The sequence below is a fragment of the Streptomyces sp. NPDC001890 genome, from assembly GCF_042891445.1.
Taxonomy (GTDB): Bacteria; Actinomycetota; Actinomycetes; order Streptomycetales; family Streptomycetaceae; genus Streptomyces.
This window is the reverse complement of the sequence record NZ_JBIATE010000001.1, coordinates 1-21,368: the sequence shown is the minus strand read 5'-3', so window position 1 is coordinate 21,368 and position 21,368 is coordinate 1. Positions and strand designations below refer to the sequence as shown.

General features: G+C 73.4%; 10 protein-coding genes and 1 pseudogene. 5 read left to right on the top strand and 6 right to left on the bottom strand.

Features of this window, described 5'->3' with window-relative positions:
- Positions 1–183: 183 nt before the first annotated feature.
- The gene (locus tag ACFYY1_RS00055) at positions 184–1,845 is read right to left on the bottom strand and encodes a serine/threonine-protein kinase (protein ID WP_388578670.1); all 1,662 of its coding nucleotides are present in this window, start codon (positions 1,843–1,845) and stop codon (positions 184–186) included.
- A 594-nt stretch (positions 1,846–2,439) separates the two neighbouring features.
- On the opposite strand from ACFYY1_RS00055, the gene ACFYY1_RS00050 reads away from it, so the two are divergent.
- The 4 genes from ACFYY1_RS00050 to ACFYY1_RS00035 all read left to right on the top strand — a co-directional run bounded on the left by ACFYY1_RS00050 (position 2,440) and on the right by ACFYY1_RS00035 (position 9,888).
- Complete coding sequence (locus tag ACFYY1_RS00050) at positions 2,440–5,955, top strand: FHA domain-containing protein (RefSeq protein WP_388578668.1); 3,516 nt, start codon at positions 2,440–2,442, stop codon at positions 5,953–5,955.
- Positions 5,956–6,096: 141 nt separating this feature from the next.
- Entirely contained in the window at positions 6,097–7,461 is a 1,365-nt protein-coding gene (locus tag ACFYY1_RS00045) for an ABC transporter substrate-binding protein (RefSeq protein WP_388578664.1), read from the top strand.
- Positions 7,462–7,465: 4 nt separating this feature from the next.
- Positions 7,466–8,974 (top strand): carbohydrate ABC transporter permease, encoded by a 1,509-nt coding sequence (locus ACFYY1_RS00040; RefSeq protein WP_388578661.1) that lies wholly within the window; start codon positions 7,466–7,468, stop codon positions 8,972–8,974.
- A complete protein-coding gene (locus ACFYY1_RS00035; RefSeq protein ID WP_388578658.1) occupies positions 8,971–9,888 on the top strand; it encodes a carbohydrate ABC transporter permease in 918 nt (305 codons plus the stop codon). Before ACFYY1_RS00040 ends, ACFYY1_RS00035 begins: the two co-directional genes overlap by 4 nt.
- A 65-nt stretch (positions 9,889–9,953) precedes the next feature.
- Here ACFYY1_RS00035 and ACFYY1_RS00030 read toward each other — a convergent pair whose 3' ends face one another.
- The 5 genes and pseudogenes from ACFYY1_RS00030 to ACFYY1_RS00010 form a co-directional block, all read right to left on the bottom strand.
- Positions 9,954–10,328, bottom strand: a complete 375-nt coding sequence (locus tag ACFYY1_RS00030; RefSeq protein WP_358945953.1) for a hypothetical protein — start codon at positions 10,326–10,328, stop codon at positions 9,954–9,956.
- A gap of 70 nt (positions 10,329–10,398) precedes the next feature.
- Positions 10,399–11,913 carry a glycosyltransferase gene (locus tag ACFYY1_RS00025; RefSeq protein ID WP_388578655.1) on the bottom strand — a complete coding sequence of 505 codons (1,515 nt, stop codon included), beginning with the start codon at positions 11,911–11,913 and terminating at the stop codon, positions 10,399–10,401.
- A gap of 153 nt (positions 11,914–12,066) precedes the next feature.
- The gene (locus ACFYY1_RS00020; RefSeq protein ID WP_388578652.1) at positions 12,067–13,275 is read right to left on the bottom strand and encodes a hypothetical protein; all 1,209 of its coding nucleotides are present in this window, start codon (positions 13,273–13,275) and stop codon (positions 12,067–12,069) included.
- 299 nt (positions 13,276–13,574) lie between these two features.
- Positions 13,575–17,108 carry a CDP-glycerol glycerophosphotransferase family protein gene (locus tag ACFYY1_RS00015; protein ID WP_388578649.1) on the bottom strand — a complete coding sequence of 1,178 codons (3,534 nt, stop codon included), beginning with the start codon at positions 17,106–17,108 and terminating at the stop codon, positions 13,575–13,577.
- 43 nt (positions 17,109–17,151) lie between these two features.
- Positions 17,152–17,475, bottom strand: a pseudogene (locus ACFYY1_RS00010) (CDP-glycerol glycerophosphotransferase family protein); the annotation flags it as partial.
- 219 nt (positions 17,476–17,694) lie between these two features.
- Here ACFYY1_RS00010 and ACFYY1_RS00005 point away from each other — a divergent pair.
- The gene (locus ACFYY1_RS00005; RefSeq protein WP_388578646.1) at positions 17,695–21,231 is read left to right on the top strand and encodes a CDP-glycerol glycerophosphotransferase family protein; all 3,537 of its coding nucleotides are present in this window, start codon (positions 17,695–17,697) and stop codon (positions 21,229–21,231) included.
- The last annotated feature ends 137 nt before the right edge of the window (positions 21,232–21,368 follow it).

Genomic DNA, 21,368 nt, shown 5'->3' with positions numbered 1-21,368 from the left:
GTCGACAAAGTTACGCGTCGGCCGGGGGGTTGAGTGCCCGGGATGGCGCCAACCTTCACTTCCGCGGGCGATATGCGGTGGAAACTGGCCCGCGGAAGTCGATATAGCTACAGAGTTGATGGTGTTGCGGCCACTCGGGGCGGGTGTCGTGACCGTGCCCGAGGGCCTGTGCCGCGGCCGTGCTCAGGGGTTGGTGCCGCCGCCGCTGCCGGTGCTGCCACCGCCGTCGTCGCCGCCCAGTTTCGAGATCCAGTCCGTGACGGTGGAGACCGTGTCGGTGATCGCGTCCCAGTAGCTCTTGCCCTGGCCGATCCAGTCCTGCAGCGGGGTCAGCTCCCAGATCAGCCAGCCCGCGACGAACAGCAGCACCAGGGTGAACAGACAGCCCTTGAGGCAGCCGAGGCCGGGGATCCGCATCGGGTTGGCGCTGCGCTGCCTCGGCTCGCGGGGCTGGCGCGGGGCCGGCGGCTGGGGCGCCGGCTGCTGCGGGGGCGCGTACTGCTGCCGCTGGGGCTGGGGTTGCGGCTGGTACTGCTGCTGGTGCTGGGGGTACTGCTGCTGCGGCTGCTGGTACTGCTGAGGCGGCGGCTGCTGCCTCCGCTGCGGCGGCTGCTGCTGAGGCTGGGGGCGCTGGGGGCGGCGGCGCAGCGGGTCCTGGCCCGGGTCGAGGTACTGGACCTGGGTCTGCTCGTTGCGGTCGCGGGCCGCCCGGAGCTGGGACTGCCAGGGGTGCGCGTCCTCGGGCTGCGGGGGGCCGTCCGGGCGCGGCGGCACGGGCGGCAGGACCGAGGTCGGGTCGGCGTGCCCGCCCGGGCCCTGGCCAGGGGCGTGCTGCATGACGCTGGTGGCGGCGTTCGGGTCGTACGAGCCGGCGTTGCTCGGCAGCACCTGTGTCGGGTCCGCCGCGCCGGGGGTCTGCGGTACGGCCGCGGGCGCCGGGTCGGGGGCGAGCAGGGCGCCCACGCCGTCGGCCGCGGCGATCTGGGCGGAACTGGCGTGCACGCCGATCCCGTCCGCGACGACGCGCAGGCCGCGGGCCAGGTTCTCGGCGCTGGGCCGCCGGTCGGGGTCCTTGCTCAGGCAGCGCTCTATGACCGTCCACAGCGGGGCCGGGACGGTGGAGGGGCGGCGGGGCTCCTCGCTGAGGTGCCGGTGCAGCACTTCGAGGGCGGTGCCGCCGGCGAACGGCGGACGGCCGGTGACCAGCTCGTAGAGCAGGATGCCCGCGCCGTAGATGTCGACGGCGGAGGTCTGCGGGCGGCCCTCGGCGGACTCGGGCGCCACGTAGGCGGGCGTGCCGACGAACTCATGGGTCCGGGTGAGCCCCGGGGAGTCGGCCAGGCGCGCGATGCCGAAGTCGGTGAGCATCGGGTGCATCTGGCCGTCGCGCTCGTCGAGCAGGACGTTGGCGGGCTTCAGGTCGCGGTGGACGACGCCGTCGGCGTGGCTGGCGGCGAGCGCGTCCGCGATCTGCGCGGTGAGCAGCGCGGCGGCGACCGGGGTGAGCGGGCCGTTCTCGCGGAGGTAGCGGTGCAGGTCGGGGCCGTCGACCAGGTCCATGACGAGGGCGAGGAGGTCCCCCTCGACGACCAGGTCTCGGGTGCGCACGATGTTCTCGTGGGTGAGCCGCAGCAGCACGGAGCGCTCGCGCAGGAACCGCATCACGACGTCGGCGTCGTTGGCGAGCTCCTCCTTCAGGACCTTGATCGCCACGGTCTCGCCGGGCTCACCCGCGACGGCCGCCTCGGCGCCCGCGGTCTCCCGCTGGCGGGCACGCCAGACGGTGCCGGTGGCGCCGCGTCCCAGCGGCTCCTCCAGGAGGTACTTGCTGCCTACCGGCCGCACGTCATGCGCTCCCTGCAGATCGTGGTGCTTACGGTTCTCCCGGATCCGCCCGGGAGTTCGGGCCCAACTCTAGGGCCTGCCGTCAAACCGCCGTCGACGCCAGGAGGGCGGCCGGGCGGCATCCGGCGGCATGCCCCGGTGCGGGGTGGGCCGGCGGGGCCGGACCGCTCCGACCGGATCGTCCGCCCTCCGCGTCGCCCACCGCGGCCGGTGCCGCCCCGAGGCGGCACCGACCGGTTGCGGAACAAGACGCTCACATCGGGCGGATGGTTGCCGCACACACGTGCGACGCGCGGCCCCGGGGGCTCTTCCGGAACGACTCCGTCACCGCCGGCAACGTTCCGGGCGGCCACTCAAGCAGGCACTCAAGCAGGCACTTATGGGCGCACAGCCGACGTTTCAAGATCACTTAGCCCTGACCGCCGGGCGTGTTGTCAGTGGCAGGTGCGAGGATGCCTCCAGCACGGACTGTGGGGTCGGGAGCCCCGCGGCACGTGACGAACCTGTACCGGACGACGCGTCCGTGCCGGGTGGGGGGAATCACAGGCCGTTTCCCCTGCCCGGCGCCCCGCGCAGAAGGGACCGCTGACGGCGATGCAGATCCGGCTGACCGTCCTCGCGCCGCGCAGCGGCCAGACCCCGGCACGCGCGTGCGACGTGCTGGTCACCGCCCCGTCGGGGACGGCACTCGCCACCGTGGCGTCCAACCTGGCCGCCGCCGTCCTGGGGCCGGACGGCTCGCTCGGCAGCGGCGCGGTGGTGCTGTTCGCCGGGCGCGAGCGGCTCGACGCGCAGCGGTGCGCGCTCGGTGAGCCGCCGCTGGTGGACGGGGCGGTGCTCTCGCTCCAGGTCCCGGGCGAGGACGAGGCGGTGGACGACGCCGTCCCGGCGCGGCTGCACGTGGTCGCGGGGCCGGACGCGGGCGGGGTCCATCTGCTGCACGGCGGGCAGATCCGGATCGGCCGCTCCGCCGACGCGGACGTGCCGATCGACGACCCCGACGTGTCCCGGCTGCACTGCGCGGTGACGGTCTCCGCCGACGGCCTGGTCTCGGTGGCGGACCTCGGCTCCACCAACGGCACCCTGCTCGACGGCGCGGCGGTCCGCGACCGGCCGGTCCGGCTGAAGCCCGGTGCGCTGCTGCGGCTCGGCGAGTCCACGCTCCGGCTGACCTCCGGCGCACCCGCTCCGGCGCTGGCCACGGCACCGGACGGCGAGGGCCATCTGCGGGTGTGCGGCACGCTGGCCGCAGCCGGTGCCGGTGCCGATGGCCGCCCGGCCGAGGAGCACGGCTCCGGCCACGAGTACGCCCCGGCGGTCTCCCCCGGCTCCGGCCCTGACCCCGACGAGGGGCCCGGTTCCGGACACGCGTACGGGGACGGCGACGGGCGCACCGGCGGCGGGCGGGCGGCCCCGGGCGAGGAGTCGCCCCGGCGGGGCGGGATCGGCGCCTGGGCCCGCAGACTCGCAGGCAACAAGGGCGAGCCCGTCCACGAGGCGACGCCCGACGGGACGGGCGCGGCCGAGCCGCTGTTCCCGGCCGCCCCCGCGGCGCCGGCCGGTCCCGCCGCGCAGAGCGTCTGGCCGGATCCGGCGGCCGTGCTGCTGACCGCGCTCGGGCCCGGCCCCCGGCTGTGGGAGCGCGGCACCGCCCACCCCGAGGCGCTCGTGGTGCGGCTGGGCACGACGGACCGGGCCGAGCTGCCCGCCGTGCCGGTGACGGTGGGGCTGCGGGAGGCCGGTTCGCTCGGCCTCGCCGGGCCGCGGACCCGGCTCGCCGGCCTCGCCCGTTCGACGGTGGCCCAGCTCGCCGCGCTGCACTCCCCCGCCGATCTGGAGATCGTGCTGATCAGCACGGACCGCGCCCGCAGCGCCGAGGAGCGCAGGCGCGAGTGGGCCTGGCTCGGCTGGCTGCCCCATCTGCGGCCGATGCACGGCCAGGAGTGCCGGCTGCTCCTCGCGTACGACCGCGAGCAGGCGGACGCCCGTACGACGGAGCTGGTGCGCCGGCTGGACGACGGGCCGCTCGGGCCCGGCTGGGCGAGCCAGGACCGTGCCACGATCGCCGAGGCCGCGCAGCGGTACACCGGTGCGTACACCGTGGTGATCGTCGACGGCGACCCGGGCTCGGCGGCGCTGCGCGAGAACACCGCCCGGCTGGCCGCGGCCGGTGCCGCGGCGGGCATCCATCTGATCTGTCTGGCCGAGACCCCGGCCGCCACCCCCACCTCTCCGGTCGCGGCGACGTACGAGGCCGCCTGCCACGCCTCCATCGCGTTCCGCGAGTGCGGGGCGGTGGCGATGCTGAGCGGCGACGTGGCGACGGCCCTGCGGCTGCTGCGGACGGCGGACGGCCGGGCCGCCGGCCGGGGCACGGTCGCCGCGGTGGACGCGGTGTCGGCGCACTGGGCCGAGCGGTTCGGCCGGGCGCTGGCCCCGTTGCGGGCGGAGGGCGCGGCCACCGCCGCCGGCCGGCCGGCGGCGGCCGCGCTGCCGACGACCGCCCGGCTGCTCGACGAGCTGGGCCTGGCCCGCGCCACCCCGGCCTCCCTGATGGCCCGCTGGGCCTCCACCGCGGACGACCAGCCCGGTGCGACGGTGCGCGGTTCGGGCCGCTGGGCGGGCGGCTCCGCCCCGGACACCCCCGGCTCGGGCCGTACGGAGTATCCGCGCTCCACGGCTCCCCGGGTGGGCGCCCAGCGGCTGGGCGGTTCTCCGGGCCCGGGCGGCACGGGCGGATACGCGTCCGGCTCGGGCCGCACCCCGTACCCCGGCAGTGAGAACGCCACCCACATCGGCACCCCGGGCCACCCCTTCGCCCCCGACGACACCCATGGCTCGGGCCGTACCCCGTACCCCGGCGACGGTGACGTCCAGGGGGCCGACAGTCTGCGTACGGCCGGATCCGGGCGCGGCTCGAACCGGGTCAGCGGGCCACGCGGCGGTGACACCCCCCGGATCGCCGCCCGGGGCGCCGGGAGCGCCGCCACGGCCGGGCACCCCGCCGCGGAGGGCACCGACACGCGCACCGACACACCCCCGGCCGCCCCGGCCCCGGCCGAAGGCACCCCCGCCGCCGTCGGGCGGCCCGTGGTGGTGCTCGGGGCCGGGCCCCGGGGCGCGGTCAGCGTGGACCTGGCGGAGGAGGGCCCCCACCTCCTCATCGAGGGACCGGCCGGCAGCGGACGTACGGAGCTGCTGCGGGCCGTCGCCGCCTCGCTCGCCGCGGCCGCCCGGCCCGACCTGCTGGGCATCCTGCTGGTGGACGGCGCGGGCGGCGACCGGGGCGAGGGCCTCGGCCCCTGCACCGAGCTCCCGCACGCGTTCATGCACCTGGTGGCGTCCGACCCGGTGCGGATGCGGGAGTTCGCCCAGGCGCTGGGCGGCGAGCTGAAGCGCCGTGCCGAGCTGCTCGGCCCGTACGACTTCGCCGAATGGCACCACCGCCACGAGGTGGCGCGCCGGATGGTCGGCCAGCGCCCGCCGGGCACCGCGGAACAGCGCGGTGACGTGGACGCCCCGATGAGCGGGACGCTCCGGCTGCGCCCCGCCGCCCCGTCCTCGGCCCCCGGGCCCTCCCCACTGCCCCGGCTCGTCGTGCTGGTCGACGACTTCGACGCGCTGGTCGCCCCGGCGCTCGGCAGCCCCGGCCGCCCCGCCGCGGGTTCCGTGGTGCGGGCCCTGGAGGCCGTGGCGCGGGAGGGCGGCCGGCTGGGCGTCCACCTGGTCGCGGCGTCCGCCCGCCCGGAGCGCACGGAGGACACGGACCTGGCCCACGGGGCCCGGCTGCGCATCGTGCTGGACGCCCCGATGGTCCCGCCGTCGCCGGAGGACCCGGCGCCCGGACGGGGCAGGCTCGGGCATCCGGACGGGCGGGTGACGCCGTTCCAGGGCGGCCGGGTGACCGGGCGCATCCCGCGTACCGCCACGCTGCGGCCCACCGTCGTCCCGCTGGAGTGGGAGCGGATGGGCGATCCGCCGACCCGGCGCCCGGTCCGCGAACTGGGCAACGGACCCACCGACCTGGCGCTGCTGGCCAGCGCCCTGGAGTGGGCGGCCCGTTCGGTGAACGCCGAGCCCATAGCCCCGCTCGGGCCCGTCCACAGCTGACCGAGAGCGGGTCCGGACATCCACTGACATCACGTCACGAGCCCATCACGATCAAGGAGTTGACACGAGAAGCGGTATTGCGGCGCCCGAACGCCCGGCGTAGGACTGTGCGCACACAACGATGTGAGAGACGGGGAAGCAATGCGCACAACCCTTCGGATCAGCAGGGCCGCCGCGGTGTTCACCGCCGTCGGCGCCCTGGCCCTCACCGGTTGCAGTGACGACGGCGGCGGCGGGAAGAGCAAGTCGGACAAGAGCTCGGGGAACGGCAAGCAGAGTTCGTCCGTCACACTGCCCAAGCTGGACGGCGAGAAGCTGTCGGTCGCGGCCGTGTGGACCGGTGCCGAGCAGGCCAACTTCGTCAAGGTTCTCAAGGAGTTCGAGAACCGCACGGGCGCCGAGGTCACCTTCGTCCCGGCGCAGGACCCGATCGTCAACTTCCTCGGTACGAAGATCGCGGGAGGTCAGCCGCCGGACGTCGCGATGATCCCGCAGGTCGGCGCGATCCAGCAGGCCGCGCAGAAGAAGTGGGCGAAGCCGGTCGGCGACGAGGCCAAGGCGCAGCTGGCCAAGAACTACTCCAAGGTCTGGCAGGACCTCGGCGCGGTGGACGGTACCCAGTACGGCGTCTACTTCAAGGCCGCCAACAAGTCCCTGATCTGGTACAACGCCAAGGCGTTCGAGAACGCGGGGGCGGCCGAGCCGAAGACCTGGAAGGACTTCCTGAAGACGGCCGAGACGGTCTCCGCCTCGGGTGTCACCCCGGTCTCGGTGGGCGGCGCGGACGGCTGGACGCTCACCGACTGGTTCGAGAACGTCTACCTCTCCCAGGCCGGTCCGGAGAAGTACGACCAGCTGGCCCAGCACAAGATCAAGTGGACGGACCCCTCCGTCAAGGCAGCGCTGACCACGCTCGCGGAGCTCTTCGGCAAGCCGTCGCTGATCGCGGGCGGCGCCGACGGCGCCCTGCAGACGGAGTTCCCGGCCTCGGTCACCCAGACGTTCACCGGTGGCGACCAGCCCAAGGCCGCGATGGTCTACGAGGGTGACTTCGTGAGCGTCAACATCGCGCAGACGAAGGCGAAGATCGGGACGGACGCCAAGGTGTTCCCGTTCCCGGCGGTCGGCGCCGAGTCCCCCGTCGTGACCGGCGGCGACGCCGCGGTGGCGCTGAAGGACGGCAAGGGCGCCCAGGCCCTGCTGACCTGGCTGGCCTCGACCGATGCCGCGCAGATCATGGCCGAGCAGGGCGGGTTCATCTCGCCGAACAAGGCCCTGGACGCCGCCGCGTACCCGAACGAGGTGCAGCGCACGATGGCGAAGGCGCTGGTCGCGGCCGGTGACTCCGTCCGGTTCGACATGTCCGACCAGGCGCCGCAGTCGTTCGGCGGGACGCCCGGCAAGGGCGAGTGGAAGACCCTCCAGGACTTCCTGAAGAACCCGAAGGACATCGCGGGGACTCAAGCGAAGCTGGAGTCCGACGCGGCCAAGGCGTACAAGAGCTGACGGGATGACGACAGCCGCAGCGGGGGGCGCCGACGCGGTGCCCCCCGCCGACAAGCAATCGTCCGACAACCAGCCGTCCGGAAAGCAGTCGTCCGACAACCAGCCGTCCGGAAAGCAGTCGTCCGACAATCAGCCGTCCGGAAAGGTGTCGTCCCCGACGCCGTCGGTGCCCGCGCCGAGGAAGCCGTCCGGTCCGTCGGCCGGCGGCGCGGGACGCAGCCGCAGGAGTGTGACCGGCACCCGCCGGTTCATCGCCGCCCTCTTCCTGGCACCCGCGCTGGTGCTGCTGGGCGCGCTCGTGGTCTACCCGATCGTGTACTCCGTCTACCGGTCGTTCTTCGACCAGGCCGGTACGGGCTTCGCCGGACTCGACAACTACAAGGCGCTGTTCACGGACGACACCATCCGTACGGCGGTCAAGAACAACGCGATCTGGGTCGTGCTCGCGCCGACGGTCGCCACGGCCCTCGGGCTGATCTTCGCGGTGCTGACGGAGCGGATCCGCTGGGGCACGGCGTTCAAGCTGGTGGTCTTCATGCCGATGGCGATCTCCATGCTCGCCGCCGGCATCATCTTCCGGCTGGTGTACGACGCCGCCCCGGAGCGCGGCGTCGCCAACGCCGTATGGGTGGGTGTGCACGACACGTTCAACGAGTCGGCGGGCTACCCGAAGGCGCACCCGCTGCCCGTCCACCCGCTCAAGGCGGGCCCCGGCGGCTCGTTCGTCACCAAGGCCCCGGTACGGGCCGGGCAGCCGGTGCGATTGCCGCTGGTCGGTGTGATCCCGGCGAACATGCCGAAGGACGCGAAGCCCGCGAAGGCCGCGGCCGCGGGGAACGGGGAGATCACCGGCACCGCGTGGCTGGACTTCACCAAGGGCGGCGGCGGCAGGCCCAATGTCATCGACACCAAGGAGCTGGGGCTCAAGGGCATCGAGGTCGAGGCGGTCAAGGGCGGCAAGGTCGTCGCGTCGGCCACGGCGGGCGCGGACGGCACGTTCACCCTGCCCGCCTCGGCGGACGGCGCCGCACTCCGGCTGCCCGCCTCGAACTTCAAGGAGCCGTACAACGGGGTCGAGTGGCTCGGCCCGACCCTCGTCACGCCCGGGATCATCGGTTCCTACGTCTGGATGTGGGCCGGGTTCGCGATGGTGCTGATCGCGGCGGGGCTCGCGGGGCTGCCCCGTGAACTCCTCGAAGCGGCCCGGGTGGACGGTGCGAACGAGTGGCAGGTGTTCCGCCGGATCACGGTGCCGATGCTCGCGCCGGTGCTCGTGGTGGTGCTGGTCACGCTGATGATCAACGTGCTGAAGGTCTTCGACCTGGTCTTCATCATCGCGCCGGGTTCCTCGCAGGACGACGCGAACGTGCTGGCGCTCCAGCTCTACCGGTCCTCGTTCGGCACGGACGCGGACCTCGGGATCGGCAGCGCCATCGCCGTACTCCTGCTGCTGCTGGTACTCCCGGTGATGTACGTCAACATCCGCCGGATCCGGAAGGAGGGGCGCCGATGACGACAGCGTCGACCACGGTCACGAACACGAGCACGACGGCCGACGATGCTCCGCTGAAGGCCGAGCGGTCCCTCGGCGCACGTCTCGCCGCCCGCGCGGGCGGCGGTGCGATGCGGATCTTCCTCGTCCTGGTGGCCCTTTTCTGGCTGATGCCGACGATCGGGCTGCTGCTGTCCTCGCTGCGCGGCTCGGACGACATCGCGGCGAGCGGCTGGTGGAAGGTCTTCACGGCCCCGTCCCAGCTCACCTTCGACAACTACGCCACGCTGCTGGACAATTCGACGATCACCCACTCCCTCCTCAGCACGATCATGATCACCGTCCCGGCGACCGTGCTGGTCGTCGTGATCGGCTCACTGGCCGGATACGCCTTCGCCTGGTTGGAGTTCCCCGGCCGCGACTGGTGGTTCCTGGTGGTCGTGGGGCTGTTGGTGGTCCCGGTGCAGGTCGCCCTGGTCCCGGTCTCCAAGCTCTTCGGAGTGGTCGGGATCTTCGAGACGACCTTCGGGGTGATCATCTTCCACACGGCCTTCGGGCTGCCCTTCGCGATCTTCCTGCTGCGGAACTTCTTCGCGGAGATCCCGAGGGAGCTGCTGGAGGCGGCCCGGCTCGACGGGGCGGGCGAGATCCGTCTCTTCACCCGGGTCGTGATGCCGCTGGGCGGTCCGGCGATCGCCTCGCTGGGGATCTTCCAGTTCCTGTGGGTGTGGAACGACATGCTGGTGGCACTGATCTTCGCCGACTCGGACTCGCCGCCGATCACGGTGGCCCTCCAGCAGCAGGTCAGGCAGTTCGGCAACAACATCGACGTGCTGGCGCCCGGCGCCTTCGTGTCGATGGTGATCCCGCTGGCGGTCTTCTTCGCCTTCCAGCGCCAGTTCGTCTCCGGCGTGATGGCGGGCGCGGTGAAGTAGCGGCGGACGGAGCGGGGCGGCGCCGCCGCAGGTCGGGCCCGGGGGCCTGTCCGGCGGCGGCGCCGTCAGCGTTGCTGGCCCGCCATCACCGTGACGAGGCCGATGACCACGAGCAGCGAGCCGCCCCAGGTCCACATCGAGGTCCGTTCGTGCAGCACGGTGGCCCCGGCCAGCACGATCAGCAGGTACCCGAGGGCGTTGAACGGGTAGGCGATGGACAGCGGCACCTTGGCCAGGGTCGCCATCCAGGCGAGGGCGGACACCGCGAAGACGACCAGGCCCAGGACGACCCAGGGGCTGGTCGCGGCACGCAGGGCGACGGACCCGCCGCCGTGTCCCGCGGCCGCCGCCGCGCCCTTCATCCCGTGCTTGAGCATGATCTGGCCGCCCGCCGAGGAGAACACGGCGAACAGCAGCAGCATCAGACTGGGGAGGGTCAAGACCTTGCTCCTGACTGCGGTGCCCGGGGACTGCGGATCCGGGGAGGAGGCGGGGCGGGGGACGCCGGCCTCAGACGCCGACCCGGTCGGCATGGACGTACTGTCGGTTGAGGATGTCCTGTACATCGATGTGCTCTCCAGCGATGATCGTCTCGGCCGCGTGCGGGGTGAGCGTTGCGACGTGCTGATAGCCGAACAGCGTCGGCCGGATCCGGGTGAGCAGCTTCGACGCCCCGCCCAGGACCGCGGGGAGCGGTCCGCCGCCGAGCAGCGCCCAGAACGGGGCCCCGGTCGACGCGATGCCGAGGACGTCGTAGCCGGCGTCCCGGACCGTGCGGCGCAGGCTGGCCCGGGTGAAGAAGCGCAGATGCGTTTCGTCGAGGATGCCGCGCCGGTCGTAGCCGAAGACGCCGAGCGCGACCCGCAGCCGTGAGTACCAGTGGCTGAAGTTCGGCACGGAGAGCAGCACCTGGCCGCCGGGCCGCAGCACCTCGACGGCCTCGGCGAGCACCCGCTCGGGACGGGAGAGGTGTTCGATGACGTCGCCGGCGACCACGTAGTCGTAGTCGACACCGATCTCGACCGGCAGCCCCTCCTCCAGGTTGGCGAGGTGGAAGCGGGTGCACTTCTCGCGTACGCCGGGGACCTCGACGTAGTCCACGCCGGTCACCTCGTGGCCGAGGGCTTCGAGGCGCTGGGCGAACAGGCCGCCGGAGCAGCCGAGGTCGAGGACCCGGCCGGGCGGGAGGCTGCGCATCTTCTCCAGGATGACGGCGTGCGAGGAGCCGTCGCCCTCCTTGAACGCGTACTCGACGGGTTTGGGGATCCAGCCGCAGGTGCCGAATCCCTTGACGGCGAGCCGGTATTCGAGGACGTCCTTGACGACGTCCTTCGCGTACTTCATGCCGTTGACGTAGCAGATCTCGTCGCCGTAGTACGTGGGGACGGGGATCTCCTTGATCCGCATCCCTTCGTTGAGCAGCTGGACGATGATCTGGGTGTCGAAGTCGAACGCGTCGGTGTTCCGGTGGATCGGCAGCTTCTTGAGCGCCGCGACGCTGTAGGCGCGGTATCCGGAGTGGAATTCGGTGAGCTGCGATCCGAGGAGGGTGTTCTCCAGGCGGGTGAGAATGCGGTTGCCGAGCCATTTGTACATCGGCATGCCGCCCTTGAGCGCGGATCCGGATTTCATCATCCGCGATCCGAAGACGGCGTCGCATTCGCCGCGTTCGATCGGTGCGACCATGTCCGGGAGGAATTCCGGGGCGTACTGTCCGTCGCCGTGCAGCAGCACGATGATGTCGAGTCCGTGCTCGGCGGCCAGCGCGTATCCGGCCTTCTGATTTCCGCCGTATCCGAGGTTCTTGGTGTGCCGCATCACCACGGTCCGCGGCATTCCCTCCGTCTGCGACCAGCGGCAGCCCGCGGTGAAGGTCGCGTCATGGCTCGCGTCGTCGAGAATGAGGATTTCGGCGACCTTGGACCGGAAGTCCTCCGGAATGCGGTCGAGGGTCCTCTCCAGCGTCGTCTCGGCGTTGTACGCGACCACCAGGATGCCGATCCTGGGGCTCGGGCTTTCCTTCACGGGACGTTCTCCAGTTGCGCTCGGTACTCGGTGCTCGGTGCTCGGTGCTCGGTGCTCGGTGCTCGGTGCTCGGTGCTCGGTGCTCGGTGTTTGTTGCTCGGTGTTTGTTGCTCGGTGCTCGGTGAATGGCGCTCGCGGGGCGGTCGGGGAAGGTCAGTTGACGGTGCAGTCGGTGGGCTGCGAGGTGCAGGGCGCCGGGAGCGGGGTCCGCCCGGCGGGGGGCCGGGCAGGCGGCTCCGGCCGGGCGGCGAGGATCTTGCGGACTCCGCTGACGACGCCCGCGGCGAGAACCACCCAGCCGAGCTCGGCGAGGTGGAGGACCGTTTCGCTCCAGTGCACGGCGGAGCGTCCCCGGTAACCGAGCACCGCCGTCAGGCCGAGCAGGCAGCTGTACGCGGCGCCCTCCCAGAACCCGACGACGAACAGCCCGGCGGCGGCCCAGGTCAGGTACTGGAGCGCGGACGCGGTGGAGAGCAGCAGCAGCAGGCTCATCGTGACGGCGACGACGACGGGCAGCTGCGCGGGCCGCAGCCAGGCGAGCCAGACCCCGGCGGCCACGCAGGCCAGCACGAAGAGGAAGTGGCCGTCGCCCTCGATGAAGGTGATGAAGGACTGCGGCAGGCCGAACAGGTCGGCGAACCGGACGAGCCCCCAGAGGCGGTAGCCGCCGCCCGCGTACTCCAGGACGTTCTCCTTGAGGTTCTGCGGAACGGCCAGCAGGACCGGCCCCCAGACGAGGGCGACCAGGGCCGCGAACCCGGCGGAGAAGCGGACGAAGGCCGGCCGGCCCGCCCGCAGCGCGACCAGGAACAGCGCCGGGAGCACCACCACCGGGACGAACTTGACGCTGATCGCGAGCGCGGCTGCCACCCCGGCGGTCAGCGGCGCCTTCCGGTCCACCAGGAGGTGGGCGGCGACCAGGGCGAAGGTGATGGCGACCGCGTCGGTGTTGCCGTGGTATCCGGAAGTGGCGATCAGTACGGGGCTGGCGGCCACGCCCACCCCGCAGGCGACGGCGGCGCCGAGCGAACCGCGCCTGCGCACGATCTCGAACACGACGAGCGCGCAGAAGAAGTCGGCGATCACGGCGGGCGATCTGATCAACGTGCCGAAGGGGATTCCGAGTTCGGACAGTTCATTCAGCCCGAGAAGCATCCAGCCGGCCAGTGGCGGATGGTTGTAGACGGGCAGTCCCGGCAGCGGCTGTTCATAAATCCGAATGGGCCCGTAACGCACGATCGCCTTTGCGAAACCATGGAAGATCCGCACATCGGCCGGGCCCGGCATGTTCGCCGCGATCAGCATTCGGGTGATAAGGCCCATGGCCGCGGCAATGAGCACCACCGTCCTTGCGCGTGACACGTTCCAGGTTTCGCATCGCATTCGAATACCCATGAAAACAGAACGTAGCAACAAGAAGACGCTGAGCGACGCACCGATGACCGCGCCTGGATGGAGCATTACTCGAATGTTCCGCACATTCGCGCAAACATTCGCACCCCTGAATCACTCGAACGGTTCAGGGGGCATGTGATGGCGCAAGGGATCTGCCCGGCCGGCGGAGGCACGGCCGGGCAGTACGGATCACGGCATTCGGCCGCCCGCGGACCACAGGATCCGGCCGACGGCGGCACGGACCACAGGATCCGGCCGCCCGCGGATCACAGCATCCGGTCGACCACGCCCGCCGCCGCGTGCCCGTCGTCCAGGTCGCAGAAGTCCCGGCGGAACGCCTCGTACGCCTGCGCGTGTCCCGCGGTGGCCCGTTCCGGGTCGCGCAGTGCCTCGACCAGGCCGGTGGAACCGGGGATCAGCGGGCCGGGGGCGCGGGCCTCGAAGTCGAAGCAGAAGCCGCCCGGGGTGTCGCGGTGGTGCGCCAGGTCGTGGGTGTGGAAGAGCATCGGGCGGCCGGTCCGGGCGAAGTCGAACATCAGCGAGGAGCAGTCGGTGACCAGGGCGTCGCTGATCAGCATCAGTTCGCCGGCGTCCGGGTAGCGCGAGACGTCCCGGACGAAGCCGCTGCCGCTGTCGGGCAGGCGGCCGGTCACCAGGTGGTGACGGCGCACCAGCAGCACGGTGTCCCCGCCGAGTTCGCGTTCCGCGGCGGCCAGGTCGAGCCCCAGGTCGAGGGCGTGACGGCCGTCGCCGGGCGGCTGGTCCGCCCGCCGGGCCGGCGCGTACAGCACGACCCGCTTGCCCTCGGGGAGGGCGAGCCGCTCGCGTACCGCCGCGGCGATCTTGACCCGGTCCGAGGCGTGCAACAGGTCGTTGCGGGGGGAGCCGCACTCCAGGATCTCGCCCCGGTAGCCGAAGGAGCGCCGCAGGACGGGGGTGGCGAAGCTGTTCGGTGAGACCAGGAAACTCCACTGACGGGCGCGGTGCTCGATGGCGGCGATACGGGCGGCGTCGGCCCGGCCGGTGCCCGCCGTATCGAGGCCGATGCGCTTGAGAGGGGTGCCGTGCCAGGTCTGGACGACGCACTGGCCCTCGCGCCGCTCGAACCACTGCGGCAGCTGGGTGTTGGTGACCACGTACCGGCTGCGGGCCAGTGCCTCGTGCCAGCCGGCGGAGCCGTGCTCGACGGCGGTGGCACCGGCCGGGATACGGGCCTGCTGGTCGCGCACCACCCACAGGTGTTCCAGCTCGGCGCCGCGCCGGACCACTTCCTCGTGGACGGCGCGCGGCGAGTCGGAGTACTGCCGGCCGTCGAAGCTGCTGTACAGCACCGTGTCGCGCAGCGGTGCGGTGCGCCGGGCCCGGTAGCCCTCGCGCAGCAGCCGCTCGCCGCGCGGGCCGCGTTCCGCCGCCGTGAGCACCGGCGCGCTGTTGATCAGCAACTGGTCGTGGTGGCGCCGCTCGACGGTGTACGTCCGGCCGCCGAGGGCGCGGGCGGCGGGCAGGGTGCGGTGGGCGGCGGCCGGGATGCGCAGCGCGGCGTCGTCCGCCTCGTCCCGGGCGCCCCGCTCACGGAGGAAGAGGTACCAGTTCCCCTGGCCCAGCGGCAGTTTCCCGCCGGGGCCCTCGACGGCGTCCGGCCGCAGCGCGGCCCTGAACCGGCGGGCGTCGGCGGCCCCGGAGAGGGTGAGGGCGAAGCGGGCCTCCTCGCCGTGACCGCTGTGCCTGGCCACCAGGTCGACGGGCCGTTCCGGGAGGCCGGGGAAGGTGCCCTCCAGGAGGAGCTGCCCGTCCTGCGTCCAGGTCGCCAGGTCGACGGCCGGCTGCACGGGGCGGTCGCTGATCAGCAGATCACCGCGGGGGCCGGCGGTGAGGCCGAGTTCGCGCCGCTGCCCGCCGGTCCCGGCCAGCGGGTAGCGGCCCGGCAGCACCGGCCCCGGCACATCGACCGGGGTGCGGCGGCCGTCCGGTCCGACGAGGTGGAGGCCGTACGGCACCTGACCGGCCGGGTCCGGCCGGGCGTCGGCGAAGGCGGCGAGCGGGATGTCCGCGGTGAACCGCCGCCAGCCGGCCGCGGAGGGGGCGGCACCCTCGTGCACCGTCACCGGGCGGTCGAAGGCGGTGCCGGAGGGGCGGTGGGTGAGCGCGAGGCGCAGCGGCCCGTTGCCGAGCCGGTCGCGGATCATGCCGTCGATGACCACGGTGGCGGTCCCGTCGCCGGTGTCGCCCGCGCGGTGCGTCTCGAAGCGGGCGTCGATCCGCTCGGCGTGCAGCACCAGCCTGCCGTCGTCGAAGGCGGGCACGATCCGGTGGTCGCCGTCGGGGCGGTGGACGGGCGGCGGGGCGGCCGCCTCGTCGGTGGCGAGCCCGGAGCGGCGCACCGTGCCGTGTCCGGCGATGCCGATCTCCGCCCGCCAGGTGAGTCGTTCGGTGCTGCCGTCCGGGTCGATGCGGAGCCTGGCCGGGTCGACGACGGTCTCGAAGCCGGACCGGCCGTAGTCGTGCAGGCTCTGCCGGGACCGGGCGGTGGCCTCCGGTTCGTCGGTCGTGCGCAGCCGCAGCGGCACCACGTGCCGGCGTCCGGCCCGCAGCCAGCCGGCCCGGAACTCGGCGGTGCGCGGTCCGGCGGGCAGGTTGCGGATGTACGCGTACCCCTTGAGGTACAGCCTGCCGCCCTGCCAGTGGGCGTCGAGCAGCCGGGCGGTGAGCGGCAGGTCCCGCGCGCCCACGCGCAGCACCGAGCGCGGCACCGGCCGAGTGAGGACCGGGTAGGAGGCGCTGCGGCGGCGTACGCCGCGGACCGTGAAGGCGCCCGGTTCGGCCTGGTCGAGGGCGAGCAGGTCCAGCAGTTCGCCGGTCCGCCGTTCGCGCACGAGGTGCCACATCAGGCGCAGCCGCAGCGGCAGTGCGTCGAGGACGGCCGGGTCGACCTGGTCGGTGAACTCGTTGGCGTACGTGACGAAGGCGCGCCGGTACTCCTCGTCGCCGTCGGGCAGTGCCTCCATGAAGTACCAGAGGTCGTCGGCGAGCACATGCGCCTCGTACCGCCGTTTGTCGGCGGCGTCGCGGTGCTCGTCGAGGAAGGCGGAGACGCCCAGCACGTGCGAGACCCGGTCCTGGACGCCGCGGACGACGGCGCGGCGGGTGGTGGCCGAGCCCGCCCCATCGCGCCGGTGGCAGACGGGGTCCTTCAGCACGTCGACGGAGCGGGCCAGGAAGTGGGCGGGCAGGACGACCGGGATGTCCTCGTGGAGGGCGCCGACCGGGAAGGCGAAGGCGTGCTCGTCCCAGAACGACCGGCGGAAGACCTTGTTGCAGGCGGTCCGGTCGGCGGCCAGGTCCCAGTCCCGCGAGATGTGGGTGCGCAGCCGGGTGGTCGCCATGGGCCGGCGGAAGCCGGGCGACTGCCGGAGCCGGCCGTCGGCCCCCAGCCGCAGCACGTTGCCGGACGCGATGTCCGAGCCGGTCTCGTCCAGGGCGCCGACGAGGAGTTCGTACGCGCGGGGCGGGAGCACGTCGTCGCCGTCGACGAAGGCGAGATGGCGGGCGCCCGGGTCGCAGTTGCGGACCCCGATATTACGGGCGTGCCCGAGCCCGCCGTTCTCCTGGCTCACCAGCCGGAACCGGTCGTCCTGTACGGCGAAGGCGGCGGCCAGGGCCGCGCTGTCGTCGGTGGAGCCGTCGTCGACCATCACCACCTCCAGGTCGGCCATGGTCTGCTCCGCGAGGGACTTCAGGCAGTCCGTCAGATGGAGCTCCACGTTGTGGACGGGTACGACGACACTGAGCCGTGGCGACATGCTGGGCACATCCGTTCATCGGGGGCCTGGTTGTCCGTGAGGCTCAACCCCGTGACGGGCCGGGGGTCACCGGTCCCGGTCTCTCCCGAACGGGTGACATCGGCCGTGCCCCGGTTGCCGTACGGTCCGGCTCCGCGTCGCCGTGGCCGTCGCGGTCACCGTCGTGGTCGTCGCCGCGGTCGTCGTCGTCCAGGAACAGTCGGCGCACCACGCGTTCGGCCGCGTGCCCGTCGTCGTACGGGCAGAAGCGCTCCCGGAACGCCGCCCGCAGCCCGGCCGTCCGCGCCGAGCACCACGCGCCGGTCCGGAACGGCTCCAGCAGTTCGTCCTCGGTGGTGGAGACGGCGCCCGGGGTGTCGCCGGGGCGCCGCGGTGCCGGGAGGAGACGGCCCAGACGCCCTGGATGTGCGGGGCGAGACGGACTCGATGGCCGCCCTGAGGTACCCCTGCACGCGGTGGACGGGCACGACGACACCGAGGAGCATGGCAGCCGGGCGTAATGGTGCGATTACCGTGTGCCGAATCCCGTGTTCACCCGTTCGGGGCAGTGCCGGTGACCCGGCGCGTCCGCCCCGGTTGACCGGGCATGAAGCCGCGCCTCAGTGTCGTCGTCCCGGTCCACAACGTCGAGGACCACCTGGAGGACTGTCTGCGCTCGGTGGCCGGGCAGTCGGTCACCGACATCGAGGTGGTCCTCGTGGACGACGGTTCGGCGGACGGGAGTTCGGCCATCGCCGAGTCCTTCGCCGCCCACGACCGCCGCTTCCGCCTCGTGCGCCGGCCCACCGGCGGGCTGGGCGCGGCCCGCAACACGGGCGTGCGGCACACCACGCCGGGCGTGCCGTACCTGGCGTTCGCCGACGGCGACGGCTTCGTCGTCCACGACGCCTACGCGCGGATGCTGGCCTCGCTGGAGTCGACCGGCTCCGACCTCGCGACCGGCAATGTGTGGCGGCTGACCGGGCAGGGGCGCCGGCAGGCCGGGCAGTACCGCTGGCTGACCGGCAGCCGGGCCCGCACCCACATCAGCCGCGACCCCCGCCTCCTGGCCGACCGGGCCGCCTGGAACAAGGTGTTCCGGCGCTCCTTCTGGGACCGGCACGCCTTCGCCTTCCCGGAGGGCGGGCTCTGCGAGGACGCCTCGGTGATGATCCCGGCGCACTACCTGGCCGGCTCGGTGGACGTGCTGCACGAGCACGTCCACTACTGGCGGGTCCGGGAGGGTTCGGCCACCGGGCGACGCACGGACGTGCGGGGCGTACGGGACCGGATCGCGGCGTGCGAGCAGGTCAGCGCGTTCCTGGCGGGCCGGGGCGGGGTGGCGAACGGCGCGGCGCGGCGCCGCTACGACCTGTCCTGCCTGCGCGACGACTTCGTGTACTTCCTGGAGGGGCTGCCCATGGGCTGCCTTGAGTACCGGAAGGCGTTCATGGCGGGTGCCGGGGCGTTCCTGGACCGGATGGAGCGGATGGACGGGGCGGGCCGCGCGGACCGGGCCGTGGCCCTCGAGCTGCCGGTGGCGTTGCGGATCAAGTGGCAGCTGGTGCAGGAGCGCCGGCTCCCGGAGCTGCTGGAGGTGCTGGCCTTCGAGCAGGCCAACGGTGCAGGAACGTTCACGGTCGGCGGGGTGCCCGGGCTGCGTCAGGCCGGTCTCCCCGGCATCCCGGACACCGCCCGCCTCGCCCGTACGGATCTGCCGGCCGTGGCACGGCTGCTGGAGGCGCGGTGGGGCGACGACGGGAGGCTGCGGCTGCGCGGTTACGCGTACATCCGCAATCTGCCGGCCACGACGCCCCGTCAGTCGCTGAAGGTGGGCATGGTGCGCGCGACCCACGGGCAACAGCTGCGGAGGGTGCCGGTGCGGAGCGTGCCCGCGCCCGAGGCGACCGTCGACTCCGGCCAGCAGCTGCACCGTTACGAACACTCCGGCTTCGAGATGACCCTCGACCCGCGCCGGCTGCGGCCCGGCGGCTGGCTGGTGGGGATGATGGTGGCCGCCCAGGGCACGGTCCGCCGGGTGGCGGTGCGCGCCGTGGAGGCGGGGGCCGCCCAGCCGCACGTCCATGACCTGGGCGACGGACGGCGGGCGGTGCTCGACTTCCGGGGCGGGCGGCTCCGGCTGACCCTGGAGCGGCTGCCCGCCCGCTGCGAGTCCCGCCGCTTCGGCAAGGACCTGGAGCTGACCGGCCGGCTGTACGGGGGCGCCCGGCCCAAGGCCCTGGTGCTGACCTGCGACGGGGTGGCGGACCAGGAGTTCGGCCACCCCGTCGAGTGCCGGCCGGACGGCCGCTTCACGGTACGGATCCCGCTCGCCGACCTCGCCGGGATGGCGGCCGCGCCGCCGGTGCCGCACCGGGCGCCGCGCGAGGTCGAGCCGGAGCCCGGCGGGCGGTGGCGGGCGCGGCTGGTGCTGGCCGACGGGGCGCGGGTGCCGCTCGCGGTGGCCCCGGAGTCGGCGCCGCCGGTCGTGGCCGACGCGGTGGGCGAACTGGTGCTGGACCTGAGCGGGCAGCCGTTCGTGGACGGGGCGGTGTGGACGCCGGACGGGGCGCTGCGGGTGGAGGGGGTGACCGGCGCCGGTACGGGCGTACGGCCGGGCGAGGGCCCGGACCGCCTGGTGCTGCGGCACGGGGCGCTGCGCGAGACGGTGTCGGTGCCCGTCACCCATGACGAGCGGCGCGCGGGGGTGCCGGGGGGTGCGGGCGGGAAGGCGTACGAAGGGGTGTACGGGGGGCGCCGGTTCACCGCGTTCCTCGCTCCCTCGGTGGCCGCCGGGCTGCACGAGGGCCACTGGGAGGCGTATCTGGGCGGCCGGCCGGTCCGGGTGCTGACCTCGCTGGCCGCCCGGCTGCCGCTGCGCCGGAGCGGCCCGGTCGCCACGGGCCCCGTGCCCGGCCGGGAGTTCGCCCTGGACCGCAGGTCGGGCGACCGGCTGACCGTGCAGGCCGGGCCGGTGCTGGCGCCCACCGAGCGGGGCGCGTACCGCGGGGCCGAGCTGCGGGGCAGGCACTATCCGGCCCGGCGTGCGATGCCGCTGCGGGACGCGGTCCTGTACACGGGCGGCGACTCACCGCGTGCCGTGCACGCCGAACTCCTGCGCCGGGGCGTGGAGTCGGAGCACCTGTGGGTCACCGACGGGGTCCACGGGCACGTACCGCCGACCGCCGTCCCGGTGATCGAGCACAGTGCCGCCTGGTACGAGGCGCTGGCGAGGTCCCGCCGAATCGTCACGGCGGACCAGCTGCCCGAGTGGTTCGAGCGGCGGCCCGGCCAGACCGTCGTGCAGACCTGGCACGGCACCCCGCTCGGCCGCTTCGGCGCGGATCTGGCCGGCACCCGGTACGCCGACCACCAGGAGCTCGCCACGCTGCCGCGCCGGTCGGCCCAGTGGTCCGTCCTGGTCTCCCCGAGCCGCCGCTCCACCCCGCTGCTGCGGCGCGCGCTCGGCTACCGGGGCGAGGTCCTGGAGGCCGGCTCCCCCGCCAACGACCTGCTCTTCTCGGCCGACCGCGCCAAGACCGCGGAGCGGGTACGGCGCAGGCTCGGCATCCCGGACGGCCGCCGGGTCGTGCTCTACGCGCCGACCTACCGCGATCAGCTGGCCCACCCGTTCGGCGCCGACACCACACGGCTGCGGTACCGCTGGGACCGGGCGCTCGACCCGGCCGCGCTGGCGCGGTCCATCGGCGCGGCCCACACGGTGCTGGTGCGCCGCCATCCCCGGGTGACCGGGAGCGTGCCCGAGCGGGCGGGCGTGCGCGACGTGTCGGCGCACCCGGACACCGCGGAGCTGCTGCTGATCGCCGATGTGCTGGTCACCGACTACACGGGGCTGGTGTTCGACTTCGCGCACACCGGCCGCCCGATGCTCTTCCACACCTACGACCTGGCGCACTACCGCGACACGGTGCGCGGTTTCTGCCTGGACTTCGAGAGCCGGGCGCCGGGCCCGCTGCTCGCCGGGGCCGACGAGATCGCCGCGCTCCTGCGCGACTCCGGCGCCCTGGCCGCCTCGGCGGTACGGCACGCGGACGCGTACGAGAGCTTCCGCCGGGACTTCTGCGACCTGGACGACGGCGGGGCGGCGGGGCGCGTCGCGGACCGGCTGCTCGCCGAGGGCTGAGGGCTGTCGTCGCGCGCCGCCAGGGATTGCGGGACAGCCCTCAGCTTGGCGTTTATCCTCGGCGGGCTTCGTGTTCCTTGATGGTCTCGGCGCGTTTGACGGTCTTGCCGACGTCGTGGCGCTTGGCGCGGTGTTTG